At 73.4% G+C, this 18,988-nt stretch carries 22 protein-coding genes and 1 pseudogene; 10 read left to right on the plus strand and 13 right to left on the minus strand.

Features of this window, described 5'->3' with window-relative positions; translation table 11 throughout:
• Nucleotides 1-8 precede the first annotated feature (8 nt).
• The 3 genes from IEZ00_RS23410 to IEZ00_RS23420 form a co-directional block, all read right to left on the minus strand.
• A complete protein-coding gene (locus tag IEZ00_RS23410; RefSeq protein ID WP_189225463.1) occupies nucleotides 9-770 on the minus strand; it encodes a GntR family transcriptional regulator in 762 nt (253 codons plus the stop codon).
• Nucleotides 771-883: 113 nt separating this feature from the next.
• Complete coding sequence (locus tag IEZ00_RS23415) at nucleotides 884-1,606, minus strand: DJ-1/PfpI family protein (RefSeq protein ID WP_209616855.1); 723 nt, start codon at nucleotides 1,604-1,606, stop codon at nucleotides 884-886.
• Nucleotides 1,607-1,669: 63 nt separating this feature from the next.
• Nucleotides 1,670-2,128 carry a MarR family winged helix-turn-helix transcriptional regulator gene (locus IEZ00_RS23420; RefSeq protein ID WP_189225464.1) on the minus strand — a complete coding sequence of 153 codons (459 nt, stop codon included), beginning with the start codon at nucleotides 2,126-2,128 and terminating at the stop codon, nucleotides 1,670-1,672.
• A 126-nt stretch (nucleotides 2,129-2,254) separates the two neighbouring features.
• Here IEZ00_RS23420 and IEZ00_RS23425 point away from each other — a divergent pair, with 126 nt between their 5' ends.
• Nucleotides 2,255-3,025 (plus strand): class I SAM-dependent methyltransferase, encoded by a 771-nt coding sequence (locus IEZ00_RS23425; RefSeq protein ID WP_189225465.1) that lies wholly within the window; start codon nucleotides 2,255-2,257, stop codon nucleotides 3,023-3,025.
• A 279-nt stretch (nucleotides 3,026-3,304) separates the two neighbouring features.
• Complete coding sequence (locus IEZ00_RS23430) at nucleotides 3,305-3,550, plus strand: hypothetical protein (protein ID WP_189225466.1); 246 nt, start codon at nucleotides 3,305-3,307, stop codon at nucleotides 3,548-3,550.
• Nucleotides 3,551-3,740: 190 nt separating this feature from the next.
• Here the strand turns inward: IEZ00_RS23430 and IEZ00_RS23435 are convergent, their stop codons facing one another.
• A complete protein-coding gene (locus IEZ00_RS23435; protein ID WP_189225467.1) occupies nucleotides 3,741-4,727 on the minus strand; it encodes a hypothetical protein in 987 nt (328 codons plus the stop codon).
• On the minus strand, nucleotides 4,724-5,077 hold the full coding sequence (locus IEZ00_RS23440; protein ID WP_189225468.1) for a GntR family transcriptional regulator: 354 nt from the start codon (nucleotides 5,075-5,077) through the stop codon (nucleotides 4,724-4,726). The genes IEZ00_RS23435 and IEZ00_RS23440 overlap by 4 nt, the downstream gene beginning before the upstream one ends.
• 136 nt (nucleotides 5,078-5,213) lie before the next feature.
• Between IEZ00_RS23440 and IEZ00_RS23445 the strand changes: the two genes are divergently transcribed.
• The 3 genes from IEZ00_RS23445 to IEZ00_RS23455 all read left to right on the plus strand — a co-directional run bounded on the left by IEZ00_RS23445 (nucleotide 5,214) and on the right by IEZ00_RS23455 (nucleotide 7,541).
• Nucleotides 5,214-5,588, plus strand: coding sequence for a PadR family transcriptional regulator (locus IEZ00_RS23445; protein ID WP_189225469.1), 375 nt, complete (start codon nucleotides 5,214-5,216; stop codon nucleotides 5,586-5,588).
• Nucleotides 5,585-6,952: a permease prefix domain 1-containing protein gene (locus IEZ00_RS23450; protein ID WP_189225470.1), complete on the plus strand. Its 1,368-nt coding sequence runs from the start codon at nucleotides 5,585-5,587 to the stop codon at nucleotides 6,950-6,952. The genes IEZ00_RS23445 and IEZ00_RS23450 overlap by 4 nt, the downstream gene beginning before the upstream one ends.
• Nucleotides 6,953-7,124: 172 nt before the next feature.
• Nucleotides 7,125-7,541: a DUF6292 family protein gene (locus IEZ00_RS23455; RefSeq protein ID WP_189225471.1), complete on the plus strand. Its 417-nt coding sequence runs from the start codon at nucleotides 7,125-7,127 to the stop codon at nucleotides 7,539-7,541.
• Nucleotides 7,542-7,545: 4 nt separating this feature from the next.
• Here IEZ00_RS23455 and IEZ00_RS23460 read toward each other — a convergent pair whose 3' ends face one another.
• Both IEZ00_RS23460 and IEZ00_RS23465 read right to left on the minus strand, forming a co-directional pair.
• Nucleotides 7,546-8,514, minus strand: coding sequence for an MBL fold metallo-hydrolase (locus IEZ00_RS23460; RefSeq protein ID WP_189225472.1), 969 nt, complete (start codon nucleotides 8,512-8,514; stop codon nucleotides 7,546-7,548).
• 122 nt (nucleotides 8,515-8,636) lie between these two features.
• Nucleotides 8,637-9,506, minus strand: coding sequence for a serine hydrolase (locus IEZ00_RS23465; RefSeq protein ID WP_229796017.1), 870 nt, complete (start codon nucleotides 9,504-9,506; stop codon nucleotides 8,637-8,639).
• A gap of 38 nt (nucleotides 9,507-9,544) precedes the next feature.
• Here IEZ00_RS23465 and IEZ00_RS23470 point away from each other — a divergent pair, with 38 nt between their 5' ends.
• Both IEZ00_RS23470 and IEZ00_RS23475 read left to right on the plus strand, forming a co-directional pair.
• Nucleotides 9,545-10,519: a LysR family transcriptional regulator gene (locus IEZ00_RS23470; RefSeq protein WP_189225473.1), complete on the plus strand. Its 975-nt coding sequence runs from the start codon at nucleotides 9,545-9,547 to the stop codon at nucleotides 10,517-10,519.
• 262 nt (nucleotides 10,520-10,781) lie between these two features.
• The gene (locus IEZ00_RS23475) at nucleotides 10,782-11,273 is read left to right on the plus strand and encodes an RICIN domain-containing protein (protein WP_189225474.1); all 492 of its coding nucleotides are present in this window, start codon (nucleotides 10,782-10,784) and stop codon (nucleotides 11,271-11,273) included.
• Between the two features lie 192 nt (nucleotides 11,274-11,465).
• Here the strand turns inward: IEZ00_RS23475 and mhpA are convergent, their stop codons facing one another.
• Genes mhpA through IEZ00_RS23490 form a run of 3 tightly spaced genes read right to left on the minus strand, consistent with a single transcriptional unit; the run spans nucleotide 11,466 to nucleotide 14,850 of the window.
• Complete coding sequence (gene mhpA, locus IEZ00_RS23480) at nucleotides 11,466-13,028, minus strand: bifunctional 3-(3-hydroxy-phenyl)propionate/3-hydroxycinnamic acid hydroxylase MhpA (protein ID WP_229796018.1); 1,563 nt, start codon at nucleotides 13,026-13,028, stop codon at nucleotides 11,466-11,468.
• Nucleotides 13,025-14,128 carry a type III polyketide synthase gene (locus tag IEZ00_RS23485; protein ID WP_189225475.1) on the minus strand — a complete coding sequence of 368 codons (1,104 nt, stop codon included), beginning with the start codon at nucleotides 14,126-14,128 and terminating at the stop codon, nucleotides 13,025-13,027. The genes mhpA and IEZ00_RS23485 overlap by 4 nt, the downstream gene beginning before the upstream one ends.
• On the minus strand, nucleotides 14,125-14,850 hold the full coding sequence (locus tag IEZ00_RS23490) for a class I SAM-dependent methyltransferase (protein ID WP_229796019.1): 726 nt from the start codon (nucleotides 14,848-14,850) through the stop codon (nucleotides 14,125-14,127). Before IEZ00_RS23490 ends, IEZ00_RS23485 begins: the two co-directional genes overlap by 4 nt.
• A 9-nt stretch (nucleotides 14,851-14,859) precedes the next feature.
• Between IEZ00_RS23490 and IEZ00_RS23495 the strand changes: the two genes are divergently transcribed.
• The 3 genes from IEZ00_RS23495 (at nucleotide 14,860) to IEZ00_RS23505 (ending at nucleotide 17,545) form a co-directional block, all read left to right on the plus strand.
• Nucleotides 14,860-15,684, plus strand: coding sequence for a UbiA family prenyltransferase (locus IEZ00_RS23495; RefSeq protein ID WP_229796020.1), 825 nt, complete (start codon nucleotides 14,860-14,862; stop codon nucleotides 15,682-15,684).
• A gap of 294 nt (nucleotides 15,685-15,978) precedes the next feature.
• Entirely contained in the window at nucleotides 15,979-17,067 is a 1,089-nt protein-coding gene (locus IEZ00_RS23500; RefSeq protein WP_189225477.1) for a DUF6745 domain-containing protein, read from the plus strand.
• 13 nt (nucleotides 17,068-17,080) lie between these two features.
• A complete protein-coding gene (locus IEZ00_RS23505) occupies nucleotides 17,081-17,545 on the plus strand; it encodes a DUF8820 family protein (RefSeq protein ID WP_189225478.1) in 465 nt (154 codons plus the stop codon).
• Between the two features lie 223 nt (nucleotides 17,546-17,768).
• Here the strand turns inward: IEZ00_RS23505 and IEZ00_RS23515 are convergent, their stop codons facing one another.
• The 3 genes and pseudogenes from IEZ00_RS23515 to IEZ00_RS23525 form a co-directional block, all read right to left on the minus strand.
• Nucleotides 17,769-18,188, minus strand: a complete 420-nt coding sequence (locus IEZ00_RS23515; RefSeq protein ID WP_189225479.1) for a hypothetical protein — start codon at nucleotides 18,186-18,188, stop codon at nucleotides 17,769-17,771.
• Nucleotides 18,189-18,374 (minus strand): annotated as a pseudogene (locus IEZ00_RS37005) (HNH/endonuclease VII fold putative polymorphic toxin); the annotation flags it as partial.
• Between the two features lie 67 nt (nucleotides 18,375-18,441).
• Nucleotides 18,442-18,858, minus strand: a complete 417-nt coding sequence (locus IEZ00_RS23525; RefSeq protein WP_189225480.1) for a hypothetical protein — start codon at nucleotides 18,856-18,858, stop codon at nucleotides 18,442-18,444.
• Between the last annotated feature and the right edge of the window lie 130 nt (nucleotides 18,859-18,988).

Genomic DNA, 18,988 nt, shown 5'->3' on the forward strand with positions numbered 1-18,988 from the left:
TGGCCCGGTCAGCTCGCCGGGGGCTGCTCGGGCGCTGTGAGCTGGTCGGGCACTGGGTGGCCAGTGGCGCGGCGCAGGTCGTCGAGGCCGCCGCGGGCGTCCTCGGTGACGATCCGCTCGGCCTCGGCGGAGTCGCCCGCGCGCAGCGCGCGGACCAGCGCGCGGTGGCTGGCGTAGCGGTCGACGCCGAAGCGGTCGTCGGCGGTGACCCGTTCGAGCAGGCGGGTCCGGCGTTCGGCGCGGGAGAAGACGCTGGTCTGCTCCAGCAGGCGGGCGAGCACGGGGTTGCCCGCGCACGCGGTCACCGTGTCGTTGAAGCGCTGCATGGTGTCCAGCAGCGCCGTGATCTGCCGGTCGGCCGACCGGCCGGCGGCGCGGTGCTGCTGGACGAGGATCGCCAGGTCGTCGGCGTCGTCGAGGATTTCGTCCAGGTGGTCCAGCTGCGCGGGCGTGGCGTGCCGGGCGGCGAACCGGGCGACCAGGCCGCGCAGCGCGACCTGCACCTCGGCCAGGTCCTGGACGGCGGCCTCGCCGATGGTGGCGACGACGACCGTGCGTGGGCCGGTGCGCTCGACCAGCCCGTCCTGCTCCAGCCGTCGGATGGCCTCGCGGATCGGCGTCGGGCTGACCGAGAGCCGTTCGGCCAGGCCGCGCTCGGTGATCCGCTCGCCGGGGCGCAGCTCACCGGAGCCGATGGCCTCGTGCACGGCGCGGTAGGCGCGGTCGGCGAGCGTCTCGGTGGTCAGCTCGTGCAGCGGAGGCCTGGGCATGGCCTGATCCTAGCTTTGCGATGACAACCGCAGGTCGGAACTCCCAAGCGTCTTGCTACAGCGCCGCACGGCCTCGGCGAGGGTGAGGCCGTGCGGCGGGATGTGGACGCCCGTCAGACGCCGAGGCGCTCGGCGGCGCGCTTGGCGATGTCGGTGAACGGCGCGACCATCGGCTGAACCTGCGCCTTGGCGCGGGCGGTGAGCTCGGGACCGGCCAGTTCCGGCGTCCCGACGTCGAACAGCGGCTTGGGCGCGTACTCGGCGTGCAGGATGGACTCCCGCGCCCGCTCGTCGCCGAACATGTCCTGGATGATGCGGAAGGCGATCTCGAAGCCGCCGGTGGCGGGGCCCGCGGTGATGCGGTTGCGGTCCTCGACGACGTTGCCGGGCGCGTGGGTCGCGCCGAAGTAGGGCAGCAGGTCCACGCAGTGGAAGTTGGTGGTCGCGCGGTAGCCGCGCAGCAGGCCCGCCGCGCCCATCAGCAGCGCGCCCCCGCAGGACCCGGCCACCCAGCGGGCGCGGCTGCCGCGGTCGGCGAGGAACTCCAGGGTCTCCTCGTCCTCGAACACCTCCGCGCCGACCGCCCCGGCGTAGAGGACGTCCAGGTCGCGGGGGCAGTCGGCGTAGCTGGTCGTCGGTCGGGTGGGGAAGACCGGCTGGCCCATGACCTCCTCGGTGTTCTTCCACACCAGGTGCACGTTCACGCCGGGGAGGATGCCCAGCGCGGTGTGCGGGCCGATGATGTCGACGGGGTTGTAGCCGGGGGCGACGAGGAACGCCACCTCGACGGGTTTGGCGTCCTGCTCGGACAGGTCGAGCTTCATGGGTGCGGACACGGTGCCTCCTTCGGGGGACGACGGAGGCAGACTATCAGACAGACTTAAAGTCTGGCTGATAGTTCAGGTGGTCCCGTCGGAGTTCGCGGTGAGCCCGATGAGGAAGGACTTGAAGCGCTCCCCGCCCTCCGGCAGGTCCCGCGACAGCTCGGCGTCGAGTTCGCGCAGCGTCGCCGCCACCTCGGCCAGCACCTCGCGCCCCTTGGCGGTGACGTCCAGGCGGGCGCGCTGCCCCTGCCCGGTCGGCTCCTTGTCGATGGCGCCGAGCTCCTGCAGCTGCCGCACCGTGGCGTGCATGCTCTGGGTGGTCACCCCGGCCCGGCGGGCGAGGTCGCTGTAGGACATGTCGGGCCGCCGGGACAGGTGGCCCAGCGCGCCGAGGTGGCGCAGGGTCAACCCGTGCGGCGCCAACGCCTTCTCGATGCGGCGTTGCGCCGCGCGGCCCGCGCCCACCAGCAGCATGGCCAGCGAGCCGGACGGGAGCGGTGCGGCGGGGGTGTTCTCGTCGGTATCGGTGGGCATGGGACACCTTGCTGCTTCGGACCTGCGGGTTGACGGCCCACCCTCTCACGCCGACCGGTCCGGTGCGCCGCGCCGATCCCGTTATCGGGTTGGAGGAACGGCGCGGTCCCTGCGATGGTTCGAGCCATGAGCGGGGATTTCGACGAACTGGTCGCGGAGGCCGACGCGGTTGACGTCACCGGCTGGGACTTCTCCTGGCTCCACGGCCGCGCCACCGAGGAACGGCCGCCCTGGGGCTACCAGCGGCTGATGGGCGAGCGGGTGGGCCGCGCGGTGATGAGCCTGGACGTCCAGACCGGCGGCGGCGAGGTGCTGGCGGGCATCCCGCAGCGCGCCGCCAAGGCCATGGTCGCCACCGAGTCATGGCCGCCGAACCTCGCGCGGGCGCAGGAGAACCTGCGCGACAAGGGCGTCGTCGTGGTCGCCGACGCGGACCAGCCGCCGCTGCCCTTCGCCGACGGCACCTTCGACCTGGTCACCAGCCGCCACCCGGTGACCACGCACTGGGCCGAGATCGCCCGCGTGCTGACGGCGGGCGGCACCTACTTCTCCCAGCAGATCGGTCCGGACAGCGGTCACGAGATCTCCGACTTCTTCCTCGGCCCCCGGCAGCCGGGGCGCGGCGACCGCGATCCGGAACTGGCCAGGGCCAGGGCGGAGGCGGCCGGGCTGGAGGTCGTGGACCTGCGGACCGCCGAGCTCCGGATGGAGTTCTTCGACATCGGCGCGGTCGTCTACTTCCTGCGCAAGGTGATCTGGTTCGTCCCCGACTTCACCGTCGAGAAGTACCGCGACCGGTTGGCCGCGCTGCACGAGCGGATTCAGGCCGAGGGGGCGTTCGTCGCCCACTCCCGCCGCTTCCTCGTCGAGGCCCGCAAGCCGATGGGCCGGGGCTGACGCGCCCGCCCCGATGCCTGGAACTGCGATGAATCAAGGTTCCAGGTATCGGGAGTCTCTGTGGAGGCAGCCGAGGTCGCGTGACGCAGCACTGGCTCGGTGCTCCGGCCGCCGGAGCACCGAGTCACGTCCTCGAAGCGGTTGTGCCTGATCCGGTTCGCCGCCAACGGCGGGGTGCCACGCCGAGCAGCGCGGTGAACCGGCGCGCGAACGCTGGAGCAGGTTCGTCAGCACGTCCACGGCTTGAGCCGATCCCACATGCATATGCGTGAATCCAGCATGGATGACACCGCGGTGGACTGGTTGTGCGGCCGTATGCCCCCTGTGCTCAACGTAGGTCTCGACCCACAGGTCGTCGGCGACCCCTCGGCGCCGAACGACGCGTTCCCGACGGTTGACGCCGCTCAGGTCGAGGCCGGGCTGGCCAGAGTCGGGACCGAACTCGCGCTTCTCGGTCTCGGCTTCGAGACCTGTCTGCTCGACCGGAGCACGACGGCGGTGGTGTACGACTTGAACCCGCGATGACGCCGCTGTTCGAGGAGCTCGTCAACATCGCGCGGACACACGCCCCGGCATCCGTGCTCTGCTTTCAACACCGGACCGGGCACGACCGTGGACGCAGTGCGGTGGTGGTGGCCGCCGAGGGCTTGATGGTGTGCCCGGGGCGGTGACCGTCACCACGTCACCGATGACGGTCACGCATGCGACTGCGGCACTAGGCCGTGTACTGGCGGTGGCGCAGGCTGTTGATCAGCGCGGCCAGGGTGTCGGCGTCCTCGCAGCCCGCGGTGAACCCGCTGCCGTCGGCGAACACCAGTCGCACGACCGGGCCCGGCGCGGGCGCCATCACGGTGCCGTAGCCGTGGAGCACCCCGGCCGTCAACCAGTCGCCTGCGTTCAGGCGGGAACTGGTGGCGTACTCGACGGTGGTCATGGGGAACTCGCGCCGGAACGGTCCGGTGGCCACTCGCACCGCGTGCTCGTCCACCACCAGTCGGTACCGGCTGATCGCCAGCGTCGCCACCGCGGTGAGCGCCACGGCCAGACCGATCGGCGCGTACCCGGCGCCCAGCGACAGCCCGAACACCACCGCCATGATCGCGCCGATCAGCACCTGTCCGGCGGCGGCCCACACCAGCGGGCGCAGCACGCGGTGCTCGCTCCACAGCACCCGCTCGCCCGTGGCCAGCGGGAACCGGACCGCGTTCGCGGGCGGCGCGCCTGCCGCGGGCAACCCGGAAGAACGCCGCCCGGCCAGTGCGAGGGCGAGCGCGCCTGCCAGCAGCACCGCCACCGGCAGCCCTGTCGCGAACGGAGCCGACGGCGTCCGCACCTCCTCGGGGCTCCGCGCGTCCAAGGCCGGGGCCAGGATGAGCAGCAGCGCACCGCACAACGCGGTGACCAGCATCGCGACCACCAGTTGCGCCACGGTGCGCGCCCAGTGCACGGCCGGGGCGGGCAGTCGTCGGGCCAGGAAGAACGCCACCGCCCCCAGCAGCCACAGCCCGGTGATCGCGGCCAGTCCGGTGGTGATCAGGGGCTCGGTGGCCAGCGTGCTGAGCACGGGCCTGTCGCCCCCGCCCTTGTTGGGAATCCGCTCCGGCAGCCTGTCCGCCCAGCCCGAGACCACCGCGGCGGTGGTGCCCAGCACGGCGCCGGGCAGGAGGACGAGTCCGGTCAGCCATCGAAGGACCTGGTTCATGCGAACGCCTCCCTGATCATGGCGACGACTTCGTCGGCGCCCATGCCGATTCGCCGGGCCGTCGCGGCGACCTCCCGCACCGCGTCGGCCAGTCGTGCCCGCTCGTCCGGGGCGGTCGAGACCACCACCGCGCCACGCCCTCGCCGCAGCTCGATCAGCCCTTCGTCCCGCAGTGCCGCGTAGGCCCGCAGCACGGTGTGCATGTTCACCCCGAGCGAGGAGGCGAGCTCCCGAGCGGGCGGCAACCGCTCGCCCGGCTTCAGCGTCGCGCTGACGAGGGCGCTCCGCACGCAGGCGGCGATCTGGTCTCCCAGCGGGGTGCTGCTGCCGGGGTCGACTCGGAACAACATGTTCTAATTCTTATAGAACAATAAGGATGAGTCAACGGGTCGGGTTGGTCGGTGGGGTGGCGCTGACGAGCGCGTTTTGCCCCGGCCTATACCTAGAAGTACTATGCATCATGCTTCTAGGGTTGAAGGAGGTCCCGTGAAAGTCGCCAAGGACCTCGTGGCCGCTTCGGCGACGCCGATGGTGCTGGGCATCCTGGCCGAGGGGGACAGCTACGGCTACGCCATCCTCAAGCGCATCAACGAGCTCTCCGGCGGGGAGCTGGACTGGACCGAGGGGCTGCTCTACCCCCTGCTGCACCGGCTGGAACGCCTCGGGCACGTGGAGTCCAGCTGGCAGTCGGTGGCCGGGGAGCGGCGGCGCAAGTACTACCGCATCACCTCCGGTGGCCTGGCCGAGCTGGCCGAGCAGCGCCGCCAGTGGGACGCGGTGGTCGGCGCGCTCAAGGAGATCTGGCCCGGCTCAGGGGAGACCAGGCCGCTGACGGCGGTTCTGCGGGGAGGCTTCGCATGACGGGCGAGCAGGACGACCTGGAGGCCCAGTTCGCCCAGTGGCGGCAGTACGTGCGCCGCCGCCGGGAGCTGCGGCAGACCGACACCGACGAGCTCGAAGACCACCTCCGGGGGTCGGTCGAGGAGCTGCGCGCCGCAGGCCTGCGCGCCGACGAGGCGTTCCTGGTCGCGGTCAAGCGCATGGGCAGCCTGGACGAGCTGGCCCGCGAGTTCGCCAGGGAGCACTCGGAGCGGCTGTGGAAGCAGCTGGTGCTGACCGGCGGGACCGACGACCCGGCGGTGGGCGGGCGGCCCCGGCGCGAGCTGCTCGCGATGGTGCTGTGCGCGGTGGGCGCGGCGGTGTCGGTCAAGGTGCCGGAGCTGTTCGGCGCGGACTTCGAGCGGGACGGCGCGTTCTACGGGCCCAACGCGGGCCTGCTCGTGCTGCCCTGGCTCGCAGCCTTCCTGGCCTGGCGCCGTCGCGCGGGCAGGGTGGTGGTCGGCGTCCTGCTCGCGCTGTTCGCGCTCGGGGCCGTGGCGGCCAACGCCTACCCGCTCGCCGAGGACTCCCAGTCGGTGGTGCTGACCAGCATCCACCTCCTCATCGCCCTGTGGTTCGCGGTCGGCGTGGCCTACGTGGCCGACGACCCGCGCTCGCCGCGCAGGCGCATGGACTTCGTCCGCTTCACCGGCGAGTGGTTCGTCTACTACGTCCTCATCGCCCTCGGCGGCGGGGTGCTGACCGTCTTCGTGTTCGGCACCTTCGAGACCATCGGCGCATCCCCGGAGGACTTCGTGGGGCGCTGGCTGCTGCCCTGCGGGGCCGCCGGGGCGGTGGTGGTGGCAGGGTGGCTGGTGGAGGCCAAGCAGAGCGTCGTGGAGAACATCGCCCCGGTGCTCACGCGGCTGTTCACCCCGCTGTTCACCGCGGTGCTGCTGGCCTTCCTGGTCACCTACGGGGTGACCGGCGGGGGCATCGACGTCGAGCGGGAAGCGCTGATCCTGTTCGACCTGCTGCTGGCCGTGGTGCTGGGACTGCTGCTCTACTCGATCTCCGCGCGCGACCCGCTGGCCCCGCCCGGCCCGTTCGACAAGCTGCAGCTGGCCCTCGTGGTCAGCGCGCTGGCCATCGACGTGCTGGTGCTGCTGGCGATCACCGGGCGCATCACCGAGTACGGCACCACGCCCAACAAGGCGGCGGCGCTGGGGGAGAACGTCATCCTGCTGGCCAACCTCGCCTGGTCGGCCTGGCTGCTGCTGGGGATGGTCCGCCGCCGCGCGCCGTTCGCGGCGCTGGAGCGCTGGCAGACCAACTACCTGCCGGTGTACGCGGGGTGGGCGTGGGTGGTGGCCCTGGTCTTCCCGCCGCTGTTCGGCTTCCTCTGACCGGGGGCGCTCCGGCAAGGGCCGCCCGAGGTGCGCGAACGCCCGGCTCGCGGTTGTGAGACCGGCCATATCGGGCATCTTGGGCGGTTACTTCCCGTCGGCGGGGGTACCTGGACGTGGGCGTCAAACAGCCGGCGCGTTGTTCTCACGTGCGTGGAGAGGGCGGTGCGCGATGGAGCTGGAGTTCGACGACGCCAAGGTGCGCGGGCTTCGCGGTTACGTCCGGCAGGTCACCGAGGAGCTGGGACTGTCCGGCGAGAGCTCCTTCGTGCAGGTCGAGCGGCCGGTCGGGGCCTACCTGGCGCTGGACGGCAGGCTGCCCGGCTTCCCCGACCGGGACGTGGCGCTGCTGTGGGAGGAGGACCTCGGCTGGTCCGCCGCGGTCGAGACGCACAGCGGGGAGGACCTCCTCGTCCAGGCTTACTTCGGCCCCGACACCACGCCCTCGCCGCGCGCGGTCGCGCGGTGGGTGCGCGAGCTGTTCGCGGGCCGCAAGCGGCAGCCCTTCCTGGTGCCGCCGCGCCGGGCGCAGGAGGACCTGACGCTCGACGCGGTGCCCCAGGCGGTGCCGCTGCCCCGGTCCGCGTGACGGCCTACCCGAACGTGTAGGGCGTCAGGTACCGCGGCAGCAATACCTCGGTGCGCGGCGCGACCCGGCGGACGGCGGCGAGGAACCCGTCGAGCCGCCTGCGGTCCTCCGGCGTGACCGGGGGCGGGTTGGTCAGCGGCGTCTCGAAGTCGTCCCAGTGCACCGGCACCACGATGGCGGGCCGTCCCAGCGCCTCCAGCAGGCGCGGCGCGTACTCGTGGGTGACGTCGGTGCTCGGCACCGCGACCATCGCCACGTCGGGGGCCAGGCCCGCCAGGTTGCGCTCGACGAAGTCGCTGGCGCCCATGAAGAACACCGAGGGGCCGCCGCGCGGGGTGATCTGGAAGGCCAGCGTGTCGCCCTCCGGCAGGTCGGCGATCGTCGCGGGCGGGGCGGGCACCTCGGTGCGCACGCCGGGGAAGGCCATCGAGTACGAGGGGTTGCGGCTGTGCAGCGAGGCCACCACCTCCACGGTGTACTCGCCGAAGTCCAGCACCTCGCCGCCCTTGACCGGGCTGAGCTGCCCGGTGGGCAGGCCGTGCGCCAGGCCGAGGTGGTAGGCGGTGAGCGTGCCGAACACCCTGGCGCCGGACCGCCGCGCGATGTGCGGCACGTCGTTGTAGTGGTCCCAGTGGGTGTGGGTGACCAGGATCGTCTCCGGGGTGCCCGCGTGCTCGGCGATGCGCTCGGCGTCGACGGTCAGCCCGGTGGCCGGGTTGAACGGCGGCTTGAACAACCCGGTGTCGAAGCGGCTCAGGTACGGGTCCACCAGCACGGTCTTCGCGCCGATGTCGACGCGCCAACCGGCGGTGCCCAGCCAGCGGAACGTGGCGGTGGACCCGCCCCGCCCCCGGCGGCGCGGCGCGGCCTGCGCGGTGGGCGGGATCGCGGAAGCGGCGGCCACCGGGATGCCTGCCGCCGCGCCCGCCGCGGTGGCCAGGAAGCGGCGACGGCCCAGTCGTGGATCGGTCATGGCGCGCAGCCAAGCAACGCCCGGCGCGGCGCGTCCAAGACCACCGCGGCGGGGCTGTGATAGCGGGCCGCGTATCGGTCCTGGCAGGCGGACCCGGCCCGGTGCGGGCGGTGAGACGCGGTTCACACCGCGCGCAGCTGTTCGACCGCGGCCAGCGCCGCCTCGCCCATCGCCAGGTCCACGTCGATCCGCCGGGTGGCCAGCCGCTGGGTGCGCGCGAACACCGCGATCGCGTACCGGCCGCCGTCCGGGTACTGCGCCACACCGGCCTCCATGTGCAGGCCCGGCAGGGTGCCGGTCTTGGCCGCCACCCGCACTCCGGGCGGGAACCCGGACGCCAGCCGGGTCCAGGACATCTGCCGCGCCATCAGCTCCCGCACCATCGCGCACGCGGCGGGCGGCCCCGCCTCGTCGCGCCAGATCAGGGCCAGCAGCCGGGTGATCTCGCGCGCCGTGCTGGAGGTGGTGCGCTCGGGGTCGAACACGCGCAGCGACCGCACCCGCTCCTCGGACAGGGTGGCGAACACCCGCGCGAACTCGGCCGCGTCGCGCGCCCCCACGTCGTCGAACATCGACTCCAGCAGCTGCCGCGGCCCGCCGAGCACCCGCGTGCGGGACAGCCCCAGCTCGGCGGCCAGCAGCGGCAGCACGTCCGGCCCGACCCGGCGCAGCAGCAGGTCGGCGGCGGTGTTGTCGCTGACCGACATGGTGAAGTAGGCCAGGTCGCGCAGGGACAGCTCCACGTCGTCGGCGCACCCGGCCGTGCCCCAGCCGCCCAACCGGTCGTGCGCGCGCACCAGCACCCGCTCGGCGGGGTCGACCTGCCCGGCCACCACCTGCCGCGCGAACTCCAGCACGAGCAGCACCTTGAACACCGACGCGATCACCACCTGCTCGTCGGCCCCCACGCCGACCTCGCGGCCGGTGTCGAGGTCGACCGCGTGCAGGCGCGCGTCGACGCCGACCTCGTCGAAGATCTCCGCGATGAGCACGCCGCCACGGTAGCCGGCGGCCGGCGTACCTTCGGGCCGTGGATCTCCTCCGGCACCTGCGCCACTTCGCGGTGGTGGCGCAGGAGCTGCACTTCGGCCGCGCCGCCGAGGTGCTCGGCATCGCGCAACCCCCGCTGAGCCAGTCCGTCCAGCGGCTGGAGCGGGAGCTGGGCGTCGAGCTGTTCGACCGCTCCCGCCGCCGGGTCCGGCTCACCCCGGCGGGCGCGCTGCTGCTGGACCAGGCGCGCGGGCTGCTCGCGGCCGAGCAGCGGATGCGCACCCTGGCGCGCCTGGTGCGCGAGGGCGCGCTGGGGGTGCTGCGCGCGGGCGTGCCGCCCGAGACGCCCGCCGTCGTGCTCCAGGCCCTCCTGCGCGCACTGACCGAGCAGCTGCCCGGCCTCGACGTGGACCTGCAGGAGCTGACCACGGGGGAGCAGCTGCGGGCGCTGGCCGACGCCCGGCTCGACGTTGGGCTGGTCCACCACCCGGTCGAAGCCCCGGACCTGCGGTTCGGCCCGGTCGTGCGGACCAGGCTGGGGGTGCTGCTGCCGCGCGCGTCGCCGCTGGCGCGGCGCGCCGAACTGGCGCCTGCCGACCTCGCGGGCCACGACCTGGTCCTGCCGCCCCGCCCCACCGCGCCGGGCTGGCACGACCACGTCCTGGACGTGTGCGGGCGGCACGGCTTCACCCCGGCCCGCGTCCGCCACGCCCGCGACACCGAGTTCCTGCTGGGCCTGGTGCTGGCCGGGCAGGGCGTCGCGTTCGAACCGGAGAGCACCGCGCGCCGCGAGGCGCGCGTGGTCTGGCGTCCCCTCACCGGGCACCCGCTGCACCGGAGCACCTCCGCCGCCTGGCCCGCGCAGTCGCCGCACCCGGCCGCCGAGCGGTTCGCGGCCATCGCCGCGGCGACGCTGGAGGAGCGCGCCCCGCAGCCGATGAGCGTGCCGCAGGCGGACCAGGACCGCCCCTGGAGCGTGGTGTACGCCCCGCACCCGGCCGACGCGGGCTGGTGATCGCCCCTCAGGCTGTTTCCGAATGGGGAACCGCGCGTGAACAACGCCCGACCTGCCGGAGTTCTTTCGTCCGCGCACTATAGGCCCGTACGTCTGCTCAAGCTCGGAAACGAACACTAACACCATCGCCCCTTCAACAACCACAGCTCCGTTGGCGGGATCACCTTATTGAGTGAAACGATTATCCGAGCGGTGTGTCCCGGTTCGCGCCCAATGTAGGGTTCGAATCGCCGTTGGAAGGTCGACTGGGAGGTTCGGCTCGGTGAGCTACGAACACGAGAACGCCTTATTCGTGAACCGCTTGAACGGGGGCACGCTCTTTGTGGTGAATGGTGTCGCCGACGGGGCGGATGTCGGCTGCGTTCGCTATTCCACCTGGGACAAGAACAGGCGGCACCGGTGGACGGTCCGGAAAGTGGCGGAAGAGAACGGTCGCGACGTCATGACCATCGAGGTGGCTGATGGCGGCAAGGTTTTCTGCGTCGACGCCGGTGACGCCAAGATCAGTCAGGGGATTCCCGTCAAGATCAGGGAACGGGACGGCTCCGACCGGCAGAAGTGGTATTTCGCGCCCGATCCGATCACCGACGGGAAGTTGATCAACATCTGGTCGTATTCGAACTGGTCCGCCGCGCTGACGCTGCACACGGTTGATCCCGAGTGGGATCGGGTCGTTCTGGACAGGAGCTTCTTCTCGGACAGTCAGTTGTGGTACCAGGACGGCAGCCACTACCACGACGAAATTCCGGACTAGCGTCTCGCCGCAGGTCCTGATCAGGCTGTTGGTCGTTCTTCTGGCCGGTTCGGACATGCTGTCCTCGCACGGTTGGCGTCACTGTGGAGATGACTGACGCCGCGCCGCCTGGCCCAGTGCGGTCTCCGCCTCCTGGGTCGGGCGCGTCACCAGCCGTCGACTCGCCCGACCCAGCAGCGCGGAGACAGCTCCTCAGAGGGCCGGTGCGCGGCCGGGCAGGGCGGCGCAGAGCGCGACCGGGTCGCGCCCGGCCCGCAGGACCGCGCCGTCGGGGCGGACCAGGGCCGCCCGCGCGCGCCCCCGGCGCAGCCAGGAGTGCAGCTCCTCGCCGGGACGGGTCACCACCAGGACGGCTCCGCGCCGCCGCACGGCGGCCCGCAGCTCGGGCGGGTCGGCCCGCGAGGTGACCACCGCGAAGCGCCCGGCGGCCACGTCGTCGAAGCGGCGGCCGTCGCCGAGCACCGCGTTCGGGCACAGCCCGCCCGCCAGGCCGCCGCGCAGCGGGGGCCGCCGCACCAGCTCGGAACGGCGCAGCGCGGGCGTCTCGCTGCTGAGCACCCGGTCCCGCAGGCCGGGCAGCAGCCGCAGCCGGGGGACCACCGCGCCGCGCAGCAGGTCGCCGACCCGCCCGCCCTCGGTCATGGCGGCCCCCAGCAGCCTGGCCAGCGCGATCATCACGCGCACGTGCGGGGCGCGTTCGGCCTGGTAGGTGTCCAGCGCGGACTCCGGCAGGGTTGCGTCGAGCACCCCGGCGAGCTTCCAGCACAGGTTGGCCGCGTCGCGCAGGCCCGCCCCCAGTCCCTGGCCGGTGAACGGGGGCGTGAGGTGGGCGGCGTCGCCGAGGAGGAAGACGCCGCGGTCCCGCCACCGGTCGGCGACCTGCGCGCGGAAGGTGTACTCGGCCACGCGCACCAGCGCCGAGTCCTCCAGCGGCACGCCACCGGTCCACGGTGAGATCAGCGGGCGCAGCTCGGCCATCGTGCCGAAGTCCTCGGCGCTCTCGCCGGGCGCGAGCCGGAACTCCCAGCGGTAGCGGGTCCGGCCGACCCGCATGAACGTCGCCGGGCGGTCGCGGTCGCACACCTGGTGCACACCCTCCCAGGCGTCGAGCGGGGCCGCGGTGGCCACGTCCACGACCAGCCAGCGCTGGGTGAAGCCCAGATCGCGGACCACCGCCCCGATCGCGGCGCGGGTGAGGCTGTTGGCGCCGTCGCAGCCCAGCGCGTACCGCGCGTGGACGGTGTGGGACCGGCCGGTGGCGCGGTCGGTGAACTCCACCCGCACCGGCCCGTCGCCGTCCTGCGCGATCGCGGTGACCTCCGCCCGCCCGCGCAGCTCGACGCCCGCGTGCCGCGCCAGGTTCGCGCGCAGCAGCCGCTCCAGCTCCGGCTGGTCGAACATGCTGGCCTCGGGGTAGCCGTGCCTGCCCGCGTCGGCAGCGCGCCGGAACTCGGCCAGCACCCGCCGGTCCCGGTCCACCAGCCGCAGGCCCCGGCACGGCCACGAGATCGCGGCGAACTCCTCGCCCAGCCCCAGGCGGGCCAGCACGCGGTGCACCTCGTCGTCGAGGTGCACCGCGCGGGGACGCGGGTAGGCCGACCCCCACCGCTCCAGCACCAGGCACTCGACGCCGTGGCGGGCCAGCAGCGTCGCGGCGGTGAGCCCGGTCGGCCCGGCGCCGACCACGACGACCGGCACGTCCACCGCGTCCACCGCGTCCGCAGTCTCGTCCGCAGTCTCGTCGACGCCGGTCACGTGACGCGCAGCAGCGCCGCGCACAGCGTCAGCCCCGGCCCGAACGCCATGGCCACCACGGGGTCGCCGGGGCGCAGGCCGCCGCGGCTGAGCAGCCGGTCCAGCACCAGCAGCACGGTCGCCGAGGAGCAGTTGCCGTGCTCGCGCAGCACGTGCCGGGAGTGCTCCAGCGCGGCGGCCGGGAGGTCCAGCTCCCGCTCCACGGTCGCCAGGATGCGCGGCCCGCCGGGGTGCACGGCCCAGCCCCGCACGTCCGACGGCACCAGTCCGTGCTCGGCGAGCAGATCCTCCACCTCGGTGCCCACGTGCTTGCCCAGCACCTCGGGCACGTGCGGGGACAGGTCCATGCGGAACCCGTGGTCGGTGATCCGCCACGTCATGTGGTCGCGGGTGGTGACGTCGGTGTGGCTGGCGGTGCCGAGCAGCTCGAGGCCGCCGGGGGCGTCGCCGGGCCGCAGGACGATCGCCGCGGCGGCGTCGCTGAACAGGGCGTGCGACACCACCTGCTGCACCTCGCGGGTGGGCGGCTGCAGGTGCAGGGAGGTCAGCTCGACGCACAGCAGCACCGCCGGGCGCTGGTGCGCGACGACGAAGTCCGCGGTGGCCGCCAGCGCGGGCAGGGCCGCGTAGCAGCCCATGTGCCCGACGAGCAGCCGCCGGGCCCGGTCGGGCAGGTCCAGCGACGCGGCCAGCAGGGTGTCCAGGCCCGGCGCGGTGTAGCCGGTGCAGGAGACCACGGTGAGCTGGCCGACGTCGGCGGGGGTGAGACCGGCGGACTCGATCGCTGCGGTGGCGGCGGCGTGCCCCAGTCCGGGCGCGAACTCCTCGTAGCGCCGCATCCGCGCGTCGGTCGACGTGCCGGACAGGTCCTCGTCCAGCGGGCTGACCACCGCGTGCCTGCGGGAGACCGCCACCGAGCGGAAGATCCGCTCCGCGACGCGGCTGCCGCCGAAGTGCTCGCGGAAGTAGCCGTCCCACACCGCCTGCTGGTCGAAGGCGCGCGGCAGCGCGGTGCCGACGCCGGTGACGTGCGCGCTCACCACCTGGGCACCCGTGTGGTGCTCCCCGTCCGCTGGTGCGCTGGTGCGGTCAACCCTCATCCCCCCTCACGGCCGGCCTTGACGCCGACCCCCTGGAACAGCACGGCGGTCATCCGGGTCGGCACCATCGCCACGTCGGCGGCGCGCCCGGACAGCCAGGCCACCAGACCCGGCACAGAGGGGCGGATACCCCGCAGAGCCAGCCGCACACCGTGACGTGCGCACTCGCGCACCAGCGCCGCGCGGTCCACCAGCAGGGCCGGGTCGTGCACCCCGCGCGGAGCAAGGCCGGGCACCCGCTCGGCGACGCCGATGGCCAGCAGGCGGCACAGCGCGGTGGCGGCCAGCGAGTCCAGCACCAGCAGCCCGCCGGGGCGCAGCACGCGGCACGCCTCCGCGACGGCGGCCCGCAGGTCGGGCACGTGCTCCAGGATCTCCCCGGCCACCACGACGTCGGCCGACCCGTCGGCGGCGGGCACGGCGAGCACGTCGCCCCGCACCGCGTCGACACCGTGGGCGCGTGCCTGGACCGGGGCCGAGGGCGACAGGTCCACGCCGACGTGCCGGTAGCCCTTGTCGCGCACGTGCGGGGCGAGCAGACCCGCCCCGCAGCCCAGGTCCAGCAGGACCGCGCCGGGGCGGGTGGCGGGCGGCACGAGCGCGGCCCTGGCCACGGCCAGCCAGTGCAGCATCGCGAACGCACCCCTCGGCCGCCACCACTGGTCGGCCAGCAGCTCGTAGAGCCGCTGGTCGTTCCTCGGCAGCTCGCCCAGCCGGCACACTGGCCCCCCGTGCCGCGTCTGCCCGCTCTGGTCCGTGCCTGCCATCCGCTGCCCGCCCTCGCCGTCACCGCCGTGTCCACCGCCGTCGCCGCCACCGCGGGCCGCACGGGCTGGGGGTTGGTCGGGGTCGCCGCCGCCGTGCTGACCGGCCAGCTGTCGGTCGGGTGGCTCAACGACGCCCTCGACGCCCGGCGCGACGCCGCGGTGGACCGGCGCGACAAGCCGGTGGTCACCGGTGAGGTCAGCAGGCGGTCGGTCGCCGTCGCCGCCGGGATCGCCGCGCCGCTGGCGGTCGTCCTGTCCCTGCTCGCGGGCCCGCTCGCCGCCGCCGCCCACGTGGTCGCGCTGATCTCCGCCTGGGCCTACGACCTCGGGCTGAAGGGCACCGCCTTCTCCGTGGCCCCCTACGCGGTGTCCTTCGGGCTGCTGCCCGCCTACCTGGTGATCGGCACGCCGGGCCACCCCTGGCCGCCCGCCTGGCTGGTGGCGGCCGGGGCGGTGCTGGGCAGCGCCGCCCACTTCGCCAACGTCCTGCCCGACATCGACGACGACCTCGCCACCGGGGTCCGCGGCCTGCCGCACCGCCTCGGTGCGCGCGCCAGCGCCGTGCTGGCCGCCGCCCTGGTGCTGCTCGCCTCGGTGGTCCTGGTGCTCGGCCCCGCCGGTCCGGTCTCGCCTGCCGGGCTGGTGGCGCTGCCCCTGTCGGTCGCGGTCCTGGTGGTCGGCGGGCTGCGCGCCCGGCGCCCCGGTTCCCGAGCGGCGTTCAACGCCCTGCTGCTGGTGGCCGTCATCGACGTGGTGCTGCTGGTCGTCACCGGGGCCGCGGCCCTGTGACGGCCGCTCCCGCCGCACGGGTGCCCCGGTGACCGCCGCGACCTCGTCGCCAAGTGAGCGCATGATCCCGAGTACCCGGTGCGGTGGGTGAGCAGTCGACCCGTTCCCCGTCTCCACCCGGTGAGGCGGGTCTTGTGGCGCGGGCGGGCGCGATGCGATCATTCCCGCCATGTCGATGCGAAGGGGCGGTAGCGCCCTCGGCCGGTGAGCCGCAGGCGCCGTCGCGGCGCTGCCCGTCATCAGTTCCCCTCTTCCCCTGCGGTTCCGGTCGACGCCGAGCGCTGGTGGCGTGCCGTGGCGTTGTGCGACGAGTGGCGGACCCACGCGCTCACCACCGGGCCCGCCGACCGGGTGACCACCGAGGCCGCGATCTCGGCGCTCTACCGGATGGCCGACCGACCGCCACCGGAGTTCACCTGGGTCGACTCGCCTCGCGCGGCCCTGCGCCTGGTGCCTCCCGGACCTATCCGCAACCTCGGGCGCGACCAGGAGCACGGCGTCGCCAACGCCATCGCCGACCGGTGGAGCGCGTTGCGGTGGCGGCTGACCAGGCAGCTGCCACAGCGCGACTGGACGCTGCCGTGGCGAGGTGATGCGCTGGACGGGCTGCGCGCCGGGCGCGCACCCGCCGAGATCGCGGAAACCCACCTCCTGGAGCCGCTGCGCGGCCTGGTGCGCGACCGGGTGGCCGGGTTCGTGCGCGCCGAACTGGGCGAGACCGTCGGATTGTGCTGGTACGGCCAGCACGAGAGCGACTGGATCGCGCGGTTGGAGGTGTACGCGGTGCTGGGCGACCTGTCGCCGAGCGCCGAGGACCGCGCGGAACTGGACCTGTGGGCGGTGCTCGCGCGCTCGTGCGGCTGGTGGTGGCCCCGCGAGGGCCGCTGCGTGGTCTCCGAACGGCCGGTCGCGGTCCACCTCGAACCGGGCGAGGACCCGCGCCCGCACCACGCGAGCGGCCCTGCGGTGGCCTACGGCGACGGGTTCGCCTTGCACGCGTGGCATGGCACCCGCGTGCCGGCCTGGGTGATCGAGGACCCGACGCCCGAACGCATCGCGGCCGAGCGCAACGCCGAGGTGCGCCGCTGCGCCGTGGAGCGCCTGGGGTGGGCGGAGTTCATCGACGGCGCGGGGCTGGTGCTGGTGGGCACCGCCCCCGACCCCGGCAACGACGGGCACGAGCTGCGGCTCTACGACCAGCCCCCCGACTGGGGGCCGCACCAGCGGCTCCTGGTGACCGTCAACGGGTCCGTCGAGCGCGACGGCACCCGCCGCAGGTACGGCCTGCGCGTCCCGGCGTGGTTCGACGACCCCGTGGACGCCGCCGCCTGGACCTACGGCCTCACGGGCGCTCAGTACGCCCTCCTCGTCCGACGAACCTGAAGCAGAGGTGCCGGTGAAGCTCTTCGAACTGCTCGACAAGACCAACCTCGACGTGCTCGACCACCTGGAGCGGGAGGTGTCGGTGCCGGTGGTGGACGGGCTGCACGCCCAGGGGGACCTGCTGGTGCTGCCGTTCGACCTGGTGGCCTCCACGGTGCGGCTGGGCCGGTACGCGCGGCTGACCGACGTCTCGCCGGAGGGCGTGGAACTCGTGCGCGGCGCAGCGGGCGGCAACCCGCACACGCTCACCGCAGACCCCGGCTCGACCCGGTGGACCTCGGGGGTGGTCGACCCGCTGGGACTGGCCGTGGCCTACGTGGAGAACACCGCCCCCGCCTACCTCGTGCACCCCGAGCACGGGGCCACCGGCCTCGCGCCCGGCCGCTGGCTGGTGCGCCGCCAGCGCGAGTACGTGGCGGTGCGGGGGCGGGCGGGCTCCTCCTCCGCGTGGAGCGGCAGCGCCCTGGTGGCCGACTAGTGCGTGTCCTGCGGATCTTCCTCATGATCGGGTGCGGATGATGGTGGGTGGTGGGACGTGGTGAGCTGACGGACGAAGTGTGGGCGAGGATCGCGCCGTCGCTGCCTGCGCAGACGGGCCGGTGGCGTAGCCATCGGCAGGTGATCGGCGCGATTCCCCGCACGGATGAAGTTCTCGGCAGCCACAAGGTTGCGGAGGCCCTCCGGTGATGGGATCGCCCCAGTCAGTCGATGACGAGCCAGACGGCGTATTCCTCGGTGGTGACGCCAAGGACCACGGTCCCGTCGGCGGAGGCCGTGACGAATTCAGGCTCGTTGGGGTTGGTGGTGAGATGGCGGGCGAGGCGGGTGTGGTCGGTGAGCCGGACGGCGGTCCACGGTGCGGTGAACGCGCCGGGGCCTGGAGGGCTGATCAGGAAGGTGCCGTCATCGGCCAGCACGCCGTGCCGCAGAGCCAGTTCCCGCCATTCGGCGTCGATTCGGTCGTCCGCGTCGGCGGTGTCGTCAGGGATCTCGACCGTCGGGTGAGCGGTGCCGGAGACGACCCGGCGCCACGCCTCCGCCGGCGCCAGGTCACCCGCTAGGTCGAGGGTGCCCAGGACTTCCAGACCTGCTGCGGCGAGCATCGCCGTGCGGTCGGCCATCTAGGTGCCCTCCGGGTAGTAGTAGTGGTGCTTGCCGTCGACCTGACCGTACCTCTCGAACTCCGAACCGCCGCCCCAACCGAAGTCCACGCCGTCACGAGCCGGGTCCCCCTTGGGCTGCCCGGCGTGGAAGTGCGGTTGCGGTGCCCTCGGGTCGTTGGTGTGCTCGGCGATGACGCGGGAGCCGTCCGGTGTCTCGAATTGCGAGTAGTTGCCGTGCGCCCCTGGGTCTTCCGAGTACCGGTAGCCGGGCTCACCTCGACGCGCGGGGTCTCCGCCGACCTCCCAGCCGGGCGGCGTCGTAGGCGTATCGCTCGCTCCACTGTGGACCGTCGACCGAGGTGACCCGCCCTACCTGGTCGAGCGAGTGCTCCCGGACTCCGCTGAGCTGGTCGATGATCCTGTTCACGTATCCGCCGCCGCGGTAGTCGTAGGAACGTCGCTGAATCAGACCGGTGGTGCCTGCCCCGGTGACGGCCTGTGCCCTGAGCCAGTGGTTGGCGTCCCGGGTCTGGGTGAGGACCGCGGCATCGGCGAGCGTTCGTTCGACCTCACGGCTGTCGTCGCGGGCCTCCAGCACACGGCCCGCGCTATCGCGGCGGAACACCGCGGTCGAATCCGGACCGCTCTGCTCGACGACGTGCCCCATCGCGTCGCGGACGATTCGCACGGTCTGCCCGGCCCGTTGGTCCGGCAGACGACCCGGCCCTGACTCCTGCCCGGCTGCGGGGGCAGAGCAGACGGTGACGTACGTTCACGGCCTTTGGTTACTTGACAGCCTCGAGGTTCGGCTCGCGGGG

The organism is Saccharothrix coeruleofusca (assembly GCF_014648515.1).
Classification (GTDB): Bacteria; Actinomycetota; Actinomycetes; order Mycobacteriales; family Pseudonocardiaceae; genus Actinosynnema; species Actinosynnema coeruleofuscum.

Excerpts from the sequence above, each read along its gene's own strand:
- IEZ00_RS23410 (WP_189225463.1), bottom strand. The coding sequence starts at position 770 with ATGCCCAGGCCTCCGCTGCACGAGCTGACCACCGAGACGCTCGCCGAC.
- IEZ00_RS23420 (WP_189225464.1), bottom strand. The coding sequence starts at position 2,128 with ATGCCCACCGATACCGACGAGAACACCCCCGCCGCACCGCTCCCGTCC.
- IEZ00_RS23425 (WP_189225465.1), top strand. The coding sequence starts at position 2,255 with ATGAGCGGGGATTTCGACGAACTGGTCGCGGAGGCCGACGCGGTTGAC.
- IEZ00_RS23430 (WP_189225466.1), top strand. The coding sequence starts at position 3,305 with ATGGATGACACCGCGGTGGACTGGTTGTGCGGCCGTATGCCCCCTGTG.
- IEZ00_RS23435 (WP_189225467.1), bottom strand. The coding sequence starts at position 4,727 with ATGAACCAGGTCCTTCGATGGCTGACCGGACTCGTCCTCCTGCCCGGC.
- IEZ00_RS23440 (WP_189225468.1), bottom strand. The coding sequence starts at position 5,077 with ATGTTGTTCCGAGTCGACCCCGGCAGCAGCACCCCGCTGGGAGACCAG.
- IEZ00_RS23450 (WP_189225470.1), top strand. The coding sequence starts at position 5,585 with ATGACGGGCGAGCAGGACGACCTGGAGGCCCAGTTCGCCCAGTGGCGG.
- IEZ00_RS23455 (WP_189225471.1), top strand. The coding sequence starts at position 7,125 with ATGGAGCTGGAGTTCGACGACGCCAAGGTGCGCGGGCTTCGCGGTTAC.
- IEZ00_RS23460 (WP_189225472.1), bottom strand. The coding sequence starts at position 8,514 with ATGACCGATCCACGACTGGGCCGTCGCCGCTTCCTGGCCACCGCGGCG.
- IEZ00_RS23485 (WP_189225475.1), bottom strand. The coding sequence starts at position 14,128 with ATGAGGGTTGACCGCACCAGCGCACCAGCGGACGGGGAGCACCACACG.
- IEZ00_RS23515 (WP_189225479.1), bottom strand. The coding sequence starts at position 18,188 with ATGGCCGACCGCACGGCGATGCTCGCCGCAGCAGGTCTGGAAGTCCTG.